This window comes from Hoeflea sp. IMCC20628 (assembly GCF_001011155.1).
GTDB lineage: Bacteria > Pseudomonadota > Alphaproteobacteria > Rhizobiales > Rhizobiaceae > Hoeflea.
The window spans coordinates 284,134-297,716 of sequence record NZ_CP011479.1; the positions used below are offsets into that span (position 1 = coordinate 284,134).

The window sequence follows — 13,583 nt, forward strand, 5'->3', positions numbered from 1 at the left end:
CATGAAGATGACGCGACGCAATTTTCTCGTCACAACCGCAGGCGCAATGGCCTGGGGCATGCGCCCGGCGATGGCTGGCACCATTGGCATCGGTGGACCGGCGTTTGGCAGCACTTGGCGTGCGGCTTTGCCGGACGCAGACAAGTCCGGTGCGGTGCGCAAGCTGGTGACTTCAGTTGTCGCTGAAATCAATCAGGCGATGTCGCCATATCTCGCCAAATCGGAACTCTCCCAGTTCAACCGCACCGATACACTGGATTGGCAAAACTGTTCCGCGCCGCTTGCCACTGTCGCAGACCATGCGCTGGAGATGTCAAAATTCACGCAAGGCGCCTTCGATCCGACTATTGGTCCGTTGGTCAATCGTTTCGGTTTCGGGCCTATCCACGGAGGACGGGCGCGTCCGCAAGATCTGTCGGTCTCAGCCGAGGCCTTGCGCAAGGCGGCGCCGGGTCTGACGCTTGATCTCTGCGGCATTGCCAAGGGCTACGCGCTGGACCGGATTATTGACAGCCTGCCATCTGTCGGCGTGGACACCGCTTTGTTCGAGCTTGGTGGCGAGGTGCGCACGCTGGGGCGTCATCCGGACGCAAGGCCGTGGCAGGTCGGCATCGAGCGGCCGGACGCAGCGCCGGGCCTCATGGCGCATATTGTTGCTCCCGGTCCGATGGCGCTGGCAACGTCGGGAACCGGATGGCAAAACGTCAGGCTGGAGCAGGGCGGCATCAGCCATCTGATTGACCCGCGCACCAGCCGACCGGTTGATGCCATGCCGGCGTCGGTGTCTGTTCTGGCAGACACCGCGATGCGCGCCGACGGTCTGGCCACGGCACTGATGGTGATGGGAATGGAGCGGGGTGCGGCCTTTGCCGAGACCCATTTGATTCCAGCGCTGTTTGTGCGGCTCGACAATGGCGGCAGCCATGAGATCATGACTGGCGGTTTCGAAGACTACGTCAGCGCATAGGAGGAACAGACGATGGAGACATTTCTGCTCGCATTTGGACTGGTGCTTCTGTCCGTGCTCGGATTGGCGCTCGGAGTGATTTTCGGACGGGCGCCGCTGAAGGGCTCCTGTGGCGGACTGGCCTGTGCCACCGGATTGTCCTGCAGCGGTTGCCGCAAGGGCGGCAAACCATGAGCACGCGCCCGCAAATAAAGACCTATATGAGCCGTGAACTGGTTACGCTGACGCCCGATATGGAAATAAACCGGGCGATGAACCTTCTCATCGACAATCACATTTCCGGGGCGCCGGTGCTCAATGAGTCCGGAAATCTGGTGGGAATGCTGTCGCAGAAAGACTGCCTCAAGGCAGCACTGCATGCGAGCTATTACAGGGAATGGGGCGATACCGTCGCCAAATACATGTCCGGTAACGTCCAGACGCTTGATGCAGACCTCGATCTCGTCGAAGCGGCGGAAGCCTTTCTGGCAAGTTCTTTCCGGCGCTTTCCGGTGATGTCGGAAGGCCGCCTGGTCGGCCAGATCAGCCGCTCGGATCTGCTCAAGGCTTTGGCCGGCAACTGGCAATAATCAGTCGATCAGGCAGGCAACGGCGCGAGCGATGACACCTTCCTCGTCGGCCTCGACGATATAGGCATGCCGGGCACTGTCAGCCGTCGTCAGCCGTTCGGCGCCGGCCGCATTGGCGTCGGCATCAAGCCTGAATCCGAGCCATTCCAGCTTTTGCATGGCCATGCTTCTGATTGGCGCTGCATTTTCGCCGACACCGCCGGAAAAGACCAGCGCATCGACGCCGCCAAGGCTCGCAGCCGCCGCGCCGATTTCCTGCACCAGCCGGTCGACATACATGTCGATGGCAAAGGCGGCATCGGGCTCATTGCTGGCCAGCAGCGTGCGCATGTCGCCCGACAGGCCGGAGACGCCTGACAGGCCGCTCTGGTGATAGAGCAGCTTGTTCACGGCGGCGATGTCGCCGCCATGGCGTTCCACCAGCCAGAGCACGGCGCCGGGATCGAGCCGTCCCGGACGTTGTCCCATCATCAGCCCGTCGAGCGGGGTGTAGCCCATCGATGTCCAGCTACTCTTTCCGTCCGTGAGGCCGCAGACCGAGCAGCCATTGCCGAGATGGCAGGCAATCACCCGGCTGCCGGAAACGCCCAAGGCCGGCAACCGGGCCGCGATATGTTCATAGGAAATGCCATGAAAGCCGTAGCGGATAAGCCCTTCGCGCGCATAGCTGCGGGGCAGGGGCATCTCGCGCCGCACGGTTGGAACGCCGGCATGAAAGGCAGTGTCGAAACAGGCGATTTGGGCAACACCGGGCAAGGCCAGCGTGGCAGCGTCTATCCCTGCCAGATTGTGCGGCTGATGGCCGGGCGCCAAGGGAGTCAGTTCGGCGATACCGGCGCGGATTTCCGGATCTATTCTGACCGGAGCGTTGAACCTCTCGCCGCCATGGACAATGCGATGGCCGACGCCGGAAATTGTTCCCGCGCGGGGCAGAATGATGTCATGGATCAGTCGCGGCAGTACGTCGGCATGGGTCTGATCGGAATCGCCAAACTCCTGTACGTCTCCTGCGGATGTTTTCAATCTCGGGTTCTGGCCGTGTCCGATGGCTTCAACCAGTCCGGAGAAGCTGCGCTCGAACTCTGGAGTAAACAACGCGAACTTGATCGAGGATGAGCCGCAATTGAGCGCCAACAGGCTTTCATGGGAACCGTGGCTCATCTTGGTTGTGTCCTTTCCGTGCTGCGTGTCCGTATATACGCCAAAAGCAGTGGCCTTAACTGTAGATCCGTTGTGCCGGATTGGAAGAATTGTGCAACCCAAATCCGGCACTGGACTGGTCTAAACCGCGCAATTGGCGTGATTGGGTGGTCAGCCGGGATGGTCGCAATCGGAATGGCGCGGTGAACGGAACTGGCCGGCAATGCCTGCGGTTCCTTTCCAAGAGCGGTCGCTGATTTTGTAGCTGTGGCTCAAGCGAAAGCCTTTCTCAACCCAAAAGTATTGTGGTGAAGCGCACCACATGGGCCACCTGTCCCTAAACATATAAACATTGATATGAATCAATGTGGAATCTTGGGCTGATCCCTAGTCTCTCCTAGATAACAGGGAGCGGTAAAGGCGCATATGCCTGCACCGGTGGAGCATGATCAGTCTGACACTGGACAAGGCAAGGATTTCGCGGGCAACGCTTTTGCGTCTGATTTCTGCGGTGGGGAGTGCCGCTGTTTTCGGGATGCTTACGGCTTCCCTGACGCCAGCAGCTTATTGGCCGTCGGCCTTTGCGCTCGCATTCATCTATGGCTTCTTTTTTGTCGGCGGCACCGGTTACAGGATTCTCATCGCCGTGGCGTTTCAGGACACCTCGCGCAAGGCATCTGCATCCTGGTCAGGAGCGACAACAGCCACGGCGCTCGCCGCGCTGACGGCAAGTCTGCTTATCGCTCAGCAAGAATCTGCCTTGCTCGTGATTGCAGCCTATGCCGCGGCGATCAACTTTGCCTATATCCCGGTCAAATTTGCATGCCTTGAAGCTGGCTGTTGTCAGGCACAGCGTCGCGATCCGTTTCTGATCCGCGGTCATGATCTGCGCCGTGTTGAAATTGCCGCAAGCGTCGCGGTGTTGAGCGTGGCTTTGACAATGATCTGGATCGGCGCATTTGACGTGGCCGCGATCCTTGGTGTGGGCGGTCATCTGGCGATCCGGCTTTTGTCTCGCTGGTCGCGCAACCGGTTGCCGGGCTCCGGACTTGAGGATGAAATCAAAGGGCAGGAACTGTTGCCGCTGGCGCTGTTGCTAGCCGTGGCGATCTGGATGACCGCGGTGCTGCAGTCCTGATGAACTTCCGTTTTCTGAACGATCTCAAACAAGGAGTCTGTGGTGGAAGCCAAATCTGAATCTGGAACAGAAACTGGTGATCGTTCGCGGCTCGGCCTTTTGGTGATCCGGCTTGTTGGTAACGGGGATTGCAGCGGAGGTTCGCATTGATTGCCATGGCTCTTACACGAAGAAATCTCCTCACCAGCGCTGCAGGCGCACTGATAGCAGCGCCATTGGCTGGGTGCGTAACTCAGGAAGGGCCCGAACAGGCCTTCGCGCCTCAATCCATCACGCCGATCAAGCCGTTGAGCAAATCCTCGGTCTATGTCCCCGGCTACATGCCTAATGCGGCGCAAGTCAACGGTCGGCCGGTGAAGGAAGATAGCTACTTCGCCCGAAACATCTCTGACCCGGCGCGGCCGTTCCGGCTGCTGACCCGGATCGGGATGGACGGCGAGGCAAGGCAGGCGTTGCTGCCCGCCTATGCGCATGATGTGGAAATCTCGCCTGACAGCTCCGTCGGGGTGATGTGCGGTTTCGAGGCCACTGACCAGGTGGCGTTCGATCCTGATACGCTTGATCTCGTTGCTGTCGCTCCGTCTTTTGACAAGGGCTGGAGAGGTGGCGGGCATGCCGCTTATCTCGGTAACGGTAAAACCGTTCTGATGTCAGAGCGCGCGCCGAAGCAGAGCCTGCGCGACGGCAAGATCGAAGCGCATTATGGCCGCATCACAATCCGGGATGTCGATACGCTGAAAATTCGCGGCAGTTACTCGACCCACGGGATCGACCCGCACGATATCCGGCTGATCGAAAATGACCGCTATCTGGTTGTTGCCAATTACGGCTCGCTGCGGAATGCAAGCACCGGCAAGATGGAGGTTCCGCGCCACGTGCATGAAGCCTGCGTCACCATTATCGATGTCGACAGCGGCAAACTGCTCGACAAGCGGGTCACCAACCGTCGGGACAGTGAACTGAGACATCTGGCAGCGGGCGCGCTTGACCGGATATTTGCGATCCAGGCGCGGTTGGGGAGTGAGGCGGACCTCGCCCGCGATTTAGGTCATGAACGCGAAGCTTATGGTGAGGACATCACCTCGGAGCCGGGTATTGCCTATCGGGCCGCTGCGACCCTGAAAATGGCCAAGGGAAAAGCGCCGCGCCAGATGGGGGGGCGCCGTGACACCGCCGAGATGCGTCATGGCCTGTCGATCCGCTACGATGCAAAGCACGATCAGGCAATTGCCAGCTATCCGAGCGCGCATCGATTGATCATATTCGATGGCGCTTCGGGTGCTGTGCTGCAGTCTTTCGACACGCACAAGATGGGGTTGCGGTTTCCCTGCGGCATTACCCTACTGCCCGATGGCGTACATTATGCGGTGACAGGCTATTGGGAAAACCTGTTTGTCTTCGAGCGCGGTAGCCACAGGCTCAACCGGGAAGCCTGTCTCTATCCGACATTCTTCGGACATAGCCATATTACAGCCGCCTGAGTTCAATCCATCAATCGAACGATGCTCTCGCTTGGTCCTCCTGTCATGCCGTTGTGCACAGCTCCTGCAACGGCCATTGCCAAGGACGTGCGCGCGTTTTATCATTTGGTCAAAAATAAAGTCGGGATCAGTTCAAATCATTGTTCAACAGGAGCGTCAGCCATGACAAAAATTACATCTTCAGCCCGCCTCAATCTTTTAAACCGGCGACAGGTGCTTGCCGGAACGGCTGCCGGAGCCGCCGCATTGGCGATGCCCGGTTTTCTCACCAAGGCCCGCGCCGAAGGGAAGCTGAAAGTGGCGGCGATCTACACCGTGCCGGTTGAGCAGCAATGGGTAAGCCGCATCCACAAGGCGGCGAATGCTGCGGTTGAGCGTGGCGATATCGAATATGTGTTTTCGGAAAACACTTCCAACAATGATTACGAGCGCGTCATGCGCGAATATTCCGAAGCCGGTCATGACCTGATCATCGGTGAAGTCTTCGGTGTTGAGGATGCAGCGCGGCAAGTGGCTGCGGATTATCCGGACACCGCCTACCTGATGGGGTCGAGCTTCCTGCCCAAGGATGACAATCCGAACTTCGCGGTGTTTGACAACTACATTCAGGATGCGTCCTATCTCTCCGGCATCATCGCCGGCGCCATGACCAAGTCGAAGAACATCGGCATGGTTGGCGGTTTCCCGATTCCGGAAGTCAACCGGCTGATGCATGCCTTCATGGCCGGCGTCAAGGAAACCGCCCCCGAGGCCAAGTTCCAGGTGGCGTTCATCGGCTCGTGGTTCGATCCGCCGAAGGCCAAGGAAACCGCTTTCGCGCAAATCGATGGCGGCGCCGACATTTTATATGCGGAACGGTTTGGCGTCTCCGATGCGGCCAAGGAAAAGGGCGTGCTGGCGATCGGTAACGTGATCGATACCCAATCCGACTACCCCGACACCGTGGTTGCATCGGCGCTGTGGCATTTCGAGCCGACGCTCGATCACGCCATCGAGATGGTCAAGGCAGGCACATTCAAGGCCGACAATTACGGGCTCTATTCCTACATGAAGGACGGCGGAAATTCGCTGGCTCCGCTTGGCACTTTCGAGGGCAAGGTTCCCGAAGAGGCGATGAAGCTGGTGATGGAGCGGGAAGCCGCAATCAAGGCCGGCGATTTTGTGGTTGAGGTCAACGACGAAGAACCCAAGTCCAACTGATGAACCCGAGCAAACGCCCGGAGGCGGAGACTGTTCTCCGCCTCACGGGCATCACCAAACGCTTTGGCGCGTTGATCGCCAATGACGCCATCTCGCTGTCGCTGAAACGCGGCGAGGTCGTGGCCCTGCTTGGCGAAAACGGTGCCGGCAAGACCACGCTGATGAACATCCTGTTCGGCCACTACACCGCCGATGAGGGCACTATCGAAGTCTTCGGCAAGGCGCTGCCGTCTGGGGACCCACATGCCGCGTTGGCCGCGGGCATCGGTATGGTGCATCAGCATTTCACCCTTGCCGACCAGATGACGGTGCTGGAAAATATCGTGCTCGGAACGCAGCCGTTATGGTCGTTCAATCTCGGCAAGGCCCGCGCGCGGGCGAAGATCCGGACGCTGGCTGCTGATTATGGTCTCGAGGTCGATCCGGACCGGATGATCACAGAGCTTTCGGTGGGTGAGCGGCAGCGGGTCGAGATCCTCAAGGCGCTATATCGCGAGGCGCGAATTCTCATTCTTGATGAACCGACGGCGGTGCTGACCCCGATGGAAACCGAAGCGCTGTTTGCCACGCTGAAGAAGCTGGTGGCGGCTGGTCTGTCGGTGATTTTCATCTCGCACAAACTCGGCGAAGTGCAGTCGGTCTCTGATCGCGTGGTTGTGCTGCGTGGCGGCAAGCTTGCTGGAGAACGCAAGACATCCGACGCGACGCGGCGTGAACTGGCTGAACTCATGGTCGGCGGACAATTGCCGGTCAACGAGATTGGGCCATCGACGCCCGGCGTCTGTCTTTTCGAGCTTAACGGCGTTTCGACCCGGGCGTTGGGCGGCGCTGCGCTCAAGCAGATCTCGATGCAATTGCGTGGTGGCGAGATCACCGGTCTTGCCGGGATCTCCGGCAATGGTCAGGCCGCACTTGCGGCGCTGATTGCCGGCACACTGGAAGCCCGCGACGGCGATATCATCATCCACGGAGAAAAAGCCACCCAGTGGTCGCCGCGCGCAGCTCTCGACCGCGGACTTGGCCGTATTCCCGAAGACCGTCATGCCACCGGCATGATTGGCGACATGAGCGTCGCCGAGAACGTGATTTCGGAAGCCTATCGCAGCCCACGTTTCTCCCGGTTCGGATTTCTCGACTGGAAGGCGGCAGCGAGTTTCGCGAACGACATCATCACCGCCTATGACGTCAAATGTCCGTCGCCTGACGCGCGGGTGCGGCTGCTGTCGGGCGGCAATATGCAAAAGCTCATTTTAGGCCGGGCACTCGATGGTGATCCGGACATCATCCTTGCCAGTCAGCCAACCCGCGGCCTTGATGTCGGAGCCGTTGCCTATGTGCATGCACGGCTGATCGAGGCTCGTGACCGCGGCGCGGCGGTGCTCTTGATCTCCGAGGACCTCGACGAAATTCAGACCTTGTCGGACCGGATACTGGTCATTCATCGCGGACAACTGTCCAAACCCTCCTTGCGCGGGAAGCTCAGTGTCATGGAACTGGGGGAATTGATGGCGGGTCATGGTCTTGACGAGGGGGCTCACCATGCGGCTTGAGCCGAGATCTTCATCTTCGCTTGCCGCCACCATCCTGTGGCCGGCGGGTGCGATTCTGGCGACCGTGCTGTTCTCCTCGGTTCTGGTGATGATCGCCGGCGCGTCGCCGCTCACAGTGTTCTGGCTGGTGTTCAAGGGCGCTGCCGGATCGCAATTCGCGCTGCTGGAAACCCTGACCCGGGCGACGCCGCTGATCTTTACCGGCCTCGCCGTGGCCGTGGCCTTCCGGGCGCGGCTCTGGAACATCGGGGCGGAGGCGCAGCTTTATCTCGGTGCGGTGATGACCGTCGTGCTCGGCACCGGTGCGGTGACAATTCCCTCGGCGGGGCTGATTCCGCTGATCATGCTGGCGGTCATGCTCACTGGCGCGTTGACCCTGCTGGGACCGGCGCTTCTCAAGACCCGCTTCGGCGTTGACGAGGTGGTGACCACCCTGCTTTTGAATTTTATCGTCCTGTTGTTTGTGTCGATGCTGCTTGAGGGACCACTCAAAGATCCTACGGGTCTCGGTTGGCCGCAGTCGAAGCGGGTGATCGCCGAGGCGCAATTGCCGCGGCTGATCAAGGGCAAGCGGCTGCATTACGGTTTCATCCTGGCCATTGTCTCGGCCATCGTGGTCTGGGTGATCATCAAGAAAACCACGCTGGGCTACGAGATGCGCGCGGTCGGGCACAATGCCGAAGCCGCGCGATTTGCAGGCATTCCGGTCAACCGGGTGATTGCCAAGACAGCGTTGCTGTCGGGCGGGCTGGCAGCGTTGGCGGGCTTTTCCGAAGTGGCCGGGCTGAAGGGCAATCTGACGCTCGATCTGTCGCCGGGCTATGGCTACACCGGTATTGTTGTGGCGATGTTGGCGATGCTCAATCCGCTCGGGGTGATCGCCGCGGCGATCTTCGTCGCAGGCATCTTTGTCGGAGCTGACGCGATGAGCCGCAGCGCCAATGTTCCGAGCTACATCGCCCAGGTCATGGTGGCGACCTCGCTTTTGACGATGGTCGCGGCCATCATGCTGATGCGCTACCGCGTGCGCTGGAGATGACATGAGCGAAGCTTTCGAGATTCTGTTCACCGCCAGTTTTTGGGTCGCCGCCATCCGGATTGCTTCACCGCTGATCTTTGCCACCATGGGCGAGTTGATCTGCGAGCGCGCCGGGGTGCTCAATCTTGGCATCGAGGGGATCATGGTGGCCGGCGCGTTTTCCGGCTGGTTCACCGTCTACATGGGCGGGGATCTGTGGACCGGCGTGCTGGTCGCGGCGCTGACGGGGGCAATGTTCGGGCTGCTGCACGGCTTTCTGACCGTTCCGCTCGGTTTGTCGCAGCATGTCACCGGCATCGGCATCACCCTGCTGGCGTCGAGTCTGACCTACTTCACCTACCGGATCCTGTTGCCCGAAGTGACGTCACCGCCGAAGATCGAACCGTTCCAGCCTTTCGCGGTGCCGGTGCTGTCGGACATTCCGGTGCTTGGCCCCGCTTTGTTCAACCAGACGCCGCTGACCTATCTGGCCTATCTCAGCGTTGCAGTTGTTGCCTTCGTGTTGTACCGGACCCCGGTCGGCGTTGCGGTGCGGGCGGTTGGCGAAAATCCGTCGGCGGTCGAGGCGCAAGGCATATCCGTGACTGCGGTTCGGATCGGCGCTGTGATGGCGGGTTCTGCTTTGATGGCAATCGGCGGTGCGTTTCTGACCATGTCGGCGTTCAATTCGTTCTTCTTCGAAATGATCAACGGACGCGGCTGGATCGCCATCGCGCTGGTGGTGTTCGGATCCTGGCGGCCCGGCAAAGCACTGATCGGGGCGATATTGTTCGCAGCCTTTGATGCCTATCAGGTCCGGCTGCAACAAATCACCGGCGGCGTAATTCCCTACCAGATTTTCCTGATGATGCCCTATGTGTTGTCGATCGTTGCGCTGGTCGTCGTGGCCCGCCGTGCGACCTATCCCAAGGCGCTTATGATTCCCTATCAGAAAGGCGAGAGATGAGTTTTGACACTTTGCTGAAAGGCGGGGTTCTGCCTGACGGAACCACTGCTGACATCGCCATCAAGGACGGGCGCATCGCTGCGATTGCCCCCGGGATCGAAGCCGAGGCGGGCGAGATAACCGACATCTCCGGCCATCTGGTGTCGCCGCCCTTCGTCGATCCGCATTTTCACATGGATGCAACGCTGTCCTACGGTCTTCCCCGGATCAACGCATCGGGAACGCTGCTGGAAGGCATCGGCCTGTGGGGCGAGCTCAAGCCGCTTCTGACCCACGAAGCGGTGAAAAAGCGGGCGCTTGCCTATTGTGACTGGGCTGCCTCGATGGGGCTGCTTGCTATCCGCACCCATGTTGACGTCTGCGACGACCGTTTGCTCGCCGTCGAGGCGCTACTGGAAGTCAAACAGGAGATTTCACACTATATCGACCTGCAACTGGTGGCGTTTCCGCAGGACGGACTCTATCGCTCGCCTACCGCGCGACAAAACACTATCCGGGCGCTGGATCTCGGGGTCGATGTGGTCGGCGGTATCCCGCATTTCGAACGTACCATGGTCGATGGCCGAGCGTCCGTTACCGAGCTTTGCGAGATCGCGGCGAAACGCGGACTGATGGTCGACATGCATTGTGACGAAACTGATGATCCGCTGTCGCGGCATATCGAGCAACTGGCCTACGAGACCCAACGGCTCGGGCTTCAGGGTAGGGTGGCGGGCTCGCATCTGACCTCGATGCATTCGATGGACAATTACTATGTGTCCAAACTGCTGCCGCTGATTGCGGAAGCGGAAGTGGCGGCTATCCCCAATCCGCTGATCAACATCACTTTGCAGGGCCGTCATGACACCTATCCGAAGCGCCGTGGTATGACCCGGGTGCCGGAAATGCTGGCGCATGGCATACGGGTTGGATTCGGCCAGGATTGCGTGCTCGATCCCTGGTATTCGCTGGGCACCGCCGACATGCTTGACGTGGCCTTCATGGGGCTACACGTCGCGCAGATGACAAGTCCTGCCGACATGCGCCGCTGTTACGACATGGTCACCACCCAAAGTGCAGCGATCATGGGGCTGACGGATTATGGACTGGAAGTCGGCAAGCGTGCCGATCTGGTCGTTCTGGATGCCGGAAATCCGATTGAGGCGATTCGGCTTCGGGCGACCCGGCTCCTGGTGATGGCCAGAGGGAAGGTGATCGCCCGCCGTGATCGCTCCCCGATGAAACTGCACATTCCCGGACGCGAAGGCGATATTGATCGCCGTTTTCGGGTTCCGAAGTCATGATAGCTTACAGCGCACGGTTCCCTGATAGCTGATTTAACATTTGTGAAAGAGCGTGGGGCTTACACTGCGGGAAGGAGTCTCGCGTAAAGGTACCCCTCGTATGGCCGCGGCAATGAGCCGAATTTTTCAGGCGTTTCGAATCTCGCGAAAGCTGGCATTGCTTTCAGGGGGATTTCTGCTCGTGCTGGGCGCTTCGGGTACCGCCGCACTGGTCTTTGTCCCGGCGAGCATGATGCCGGGTTATGGGGATGAGGTCGGAGGTCATTGCAAGACGGTCTACCAGTCCCAATTCCACCGCGGCAAAGAAAAGCGGTTGATCGCCGTTATTGCGACCGACGATCTCGAGCCCTTGGCACGGGTCAAGACCGGCGTGCGGATCGCCCGCCATCTGGCTGAAACACTGCACCCCGATCTTGTCATCGTCCAGGTCGCGGATCATCGGGGACCGACGGCGCGGTCGGAGCTTCGAGGTCAGGCAATTGGTGTAGAGATTGTCCACGCGCCAAATCCCGGCAAGTCATTGGCCGTCACCAAGCCCTGGGAAGCGCGCTATGTCGATGCCTTGCCGACCTCGTCGGGATTGTATTTCGGAAGCCGTGTCGACTTGCGGCTCACCGAGCTTGAAACCATCAACCATGAGATCGAACTGGTTGAGGGCTGTGACGGCGACGTGGTCGACGAAGATCCCAAAACCGTTGCTGATGCTGGACATGAAGAGGCCGCCAAGCCTGCTGACTCTGGCGGCCACTAGAACCCTATAGCTTCAGCCTATTCGCTGCGGGCCTTGCGGGCCGGGAACAGGATCACGTCGCGGATCGACGGTGCATTGGTCAATAGCATGATCAGACGGTCGACACCGATCCCAAGTCCGCCGGCGGGCGGCATGCCCTGGTCGATGGCATCGAGAAACTCTTCATCCAGTTGCTTTTCGTTCTCTCCGCGCGCATGCGCCTGCTCCAGCTGCTCGACCATGCGCTTGCGCTGCTCTTCAGGGTCATTGAGCTCGGAAAATGCGTTGCCCAGTTCCCAGGCATTGCAATAGGTCTCGAAGCGCTCGACCAGACGCGGTTCGCCCGGCACTTCCTTGGCAAAGGGCGAAATGTCCTTGGGGAAATGCGTCACATGCGCCGGCTGGATCAGGGTGGATTCGACCTTTTCCTCGAAGATGAAGGCCAGGCATTCGCCCCAGGTCCAGTCGTCCTCGATTTCGAAACCGGCAGCCTTGGCAGCGGCACGGGCCTCTTCGTCGGTGGCAATCGCGCGGAAATCGATGCCGGTGGCATCTTTCACCGCATCTGGCATGGCAACCCGCTTGAACGGGCCCTTGAAAGACATCTCGGTCTCGCCATACATGAATTCGGTTTTGCCGTGGATCGACAGGGCCAGGCTCTCGAACAACCTCTCGACGAGGCCCATGATGTCCTCGTAATCGGCATAGGCCCAATAGCATTCCAGCATGGTGAATTCGGGGTTGTGCCGGGTCGACACGCCTTCATTGCGGAAGTTGCGATTGACCTCGAAGACCTTGTCGGTCAGCCCGGAGACCAGCGCCCGCTTGAGATACAATTCCGGCGCGATGCGCAGATACATATCGAGCTTGAGGGTGTTGTGGTGGGTCTTGAACGGCTCGGCCGTGGCGCCGCCATAGACCGAATGCAGCATCGGGGTTTCGATTTCCATAAAACTCTCGTCTTCCATGAACCGGCGGATGCCGGAGACGATCTTCGAGCGCTGCTGGAAGCGAAGTTTCGAATCCTCATTGGTCATGATGTCGAGATGACGCTTGCGATAGCGCAGCTCGATATCCGAGAGCCCGTGCCATTTTTCCGGCATCGGCAGCAATGCCTTGGTCAGCATGGTGATCTCATGGGCGTTGATGGTCAGCTCGCCGCGCTTGGTTCGCCGCACTTCGCCGGTGACGCCGATGATGTCGCCAATGTCGATCAGCGGCAGAAGCGCGCGGACCTCTTCCGGTGTGGTGTCCTTGTGGCTGAAGATCTGAACCTTGCCCGAGGCATCATGGATATCCATGAACATGCCGGAATTGCGCGAGGAATAGACCCGGCCGGCCACGGTGATGATGTCGCCGGTCAATGTGTCGGCTTCAATATCGGCGTATTTTTCCGCCAGTTCGGCATTGGTCATGGTCCGGTGGAAATGCGCCGGATAAACCTCGCCAACCGTCTCGCGCAGAATGGCGAGCTTTTGCGCCCGCACTTCGGTGACATCGGAAGAAAGGCCGGGTTCAGTCGTCTTGTCGGTCATTGAAA

The 13,583-nt window shown here is 59.6% G+C and carries 13 protein-coding genes; 11 read left to right on the forward strand and 2 right to left on the reverse strand.

Going from position 1 to position 13,583, the window contains the following annotated elements; all coding sequences use genetic code 11:
- The first annotated feature begins 1 nt into the window (after nucleotide 1).
- The 3 genes from IMCC20628_RS01325 to IMCC20628_RS01330 are packed head-to-tail and all read left to right on the forward strand — an operon-like array spanning nucleotide 2 to nucleotide 1,536.
- Complete coding sequence (locus tag IMCC20628_RS01325) at nucleotides 2–967, forward strand: FAD:protein FMN transferase (protein ID WP_047028697.1); 966 nt, start codon at nucleotides 2–4, stop codon at nucleotides 965–967.
- 12 nt (nucleotides 968–979) lie between these two features.
- Nucleotides 980–1,141, forward strand: a complete 162-nt coding sequence (locus IMCC20628_RS25300; protein ID WP_197078373.1) for a hypothetical protein — start codon at nucleotides 980–982, stop codon at nucleotides 1,139–1,141.
- A complete protein-coding gene (locus IMCC20628_RS01330; RefSeq protein WP_047028698.1) occupies nucleotides 1,138–1,536 on the forward strand; it encodes a CBS domain-containing protein in 399 nt (132 codons plus the stop codon). Before IMCC20628_RS25300 ends, IMCC20628_RS01330 begins: the two co-directional genes overlap by 4 nt.
- On the opposite strand, the gene IMCC20628_RS01335 is transcribed toward IMCC20628_RS01330, so the two are convergent.
- The gene (locus IMCC20628_RS01335) at nucleotides 1,537–2,697 is read right to left on the reverse strand and encodes an acetate/propionate family kinase (protein WP_047028699.1); all 1,161 of its coding nucleotides are present in this window, start codon (nucleotides 2,695–2,697) and stop codon (nucleotides 1,537–1,539) included. It abuts the gene before it with no gap.
- A gap of 424 nt (nucleotides 2,698–3,121) precedes the next feature.
- Between IMCC20628_RS01335 and IMCC20628_RS01340 the strand changes: the two genes are divergently transcribed.
- The 8 genes from IMCC20628_RS01340 to IMCC20628_RS01375 all read left to right on the forward strand — a co-directional run bounded on the left by IMCC20628_RS01340 (nucleotide 3,122) and on the right by IMCC20628_RS01375 (nucleotide 12,064).
- A complete protein-coding gene (locus IMCC20628_RS01340) occupies nucleotides 3,122–3,814 on the forward strand; it encodes a hypothetical protein (RefSeq protein WP_047028700.1) in 693 nt (230 codons plus the stop codon).
- Between the two features lie 155 nt (nucleotides 3,815–3,969).
- Nucleotides 3,970–5,295, forward strand: coding sequence for a DUF1513 domain-containing protein (locus tag IMCC20628_RS01345; RefSeq protein WP_156174376.1), 1,326 nt, complete (start codon nucleotides 3,970–3,972; stop codon nucleotides 5,293–5,295).
- A gap of 162 nt (nucleotides 5,296–5,457) precedes the next feature.
- Complete coding sequence (locus tag IMCC20628_RS01350; protein WP_047028702.1) at nucleotides 5,458–6,495, forward strand: BMP family protein; 1,038 nt, start codon at nucleotides 5,458–5,460, stop codon at nucleotides 6,493–6,495.
- Nucleotides 6,495–8,045, forward strand: coding sequence for an ABC transporter ATP-binding protein (locus IMCC20628_RS01355; protein WP_047028703.1), 1,551 nt, complete (start codon nucleotides 6,495–6,497; stop codon nucleotides 8,043–8,045). The genes IMCC20628_RS01350 and IMCC20628_RS01355 overlap by 1 nt, the downstream gene beginning before the upstream one ends.
- Nucleotides 8,035–9,084: an ABC transporter permease gene (locus IMCC20628_RS01360; RefSeq protein ID WP_047028704.1), complete on the forward strand. Its 1,050-nt coding sequence runs from the start codon at nucleotides 8,035–8,037 to the stop codon at nucleotides 9,082–9,084. The genes IMCC20628_RS01355 and IMCC20628_RS01360 overlap by 11 nt, the downstream gene beginning before the upstream one ends.
- Before the next feature lies 1 nt (nucleotide 9,085).
- Nucleotides 9,086–10,030, forward strand: a complete 945-nt coding sequence (locus IMCC20628_RS01365) for an ABC transporter permease (protein WP_047028705.1) — start codon at nucleotides 9,086–9,088, stop codon at nucleotides 10,028–10,030.
- Nucleotides 10,027–11,313 carry an amidohydrolase family protein gene (locus IMCC20628_RS01370; RefSeq protein ID WP_047028706.1) on the forward strand — a complete coding sequence of 429 codons (1,287 nt, stop codon included), beginning with the start codon at nucleotides 10,027–10,029 and terminating at the stop codon, nucleotides 11,311–11,313. Before IMCC20628_RS01365 ends, IMCC20628_RS01370 begins: the two co-directional genes overlap by 4 nt.
- A gap of 112 nt (nucleotides 11,314–11,425) precedes the next feature.
- On the forward strand, nucleotides 11,426–12,064 hold the full coding sequence (locus IMCC20628_RS01375; RefSeq protein WP_156174377.1) for a hypothetical protein: 639 nt from the start codon (nucleotides 11,426–11,428) through the stop codon (nucleotides 12,062–12,064).
- A 17-nt stretch (nucleotides 12,065–12,081) separates the two neighbouring features.
- Here IMCC20628_RS01375 and lysS read toward each other — a convergent pair whose 3' ends face one another.
- A complete protein-coding gene (gene lysS / locus IMCC20628_RS01380; RefSeq protein ID WP_047028708.1) occupies nucleotides 12,082–13,578 on the reverse strand; it encodes a lysine--tRNA ligase in 1,497 nt (498 codons plus the stop codon).
- Nucleotides 13,579–13,583: the final 5 nt, after the last annotated feature.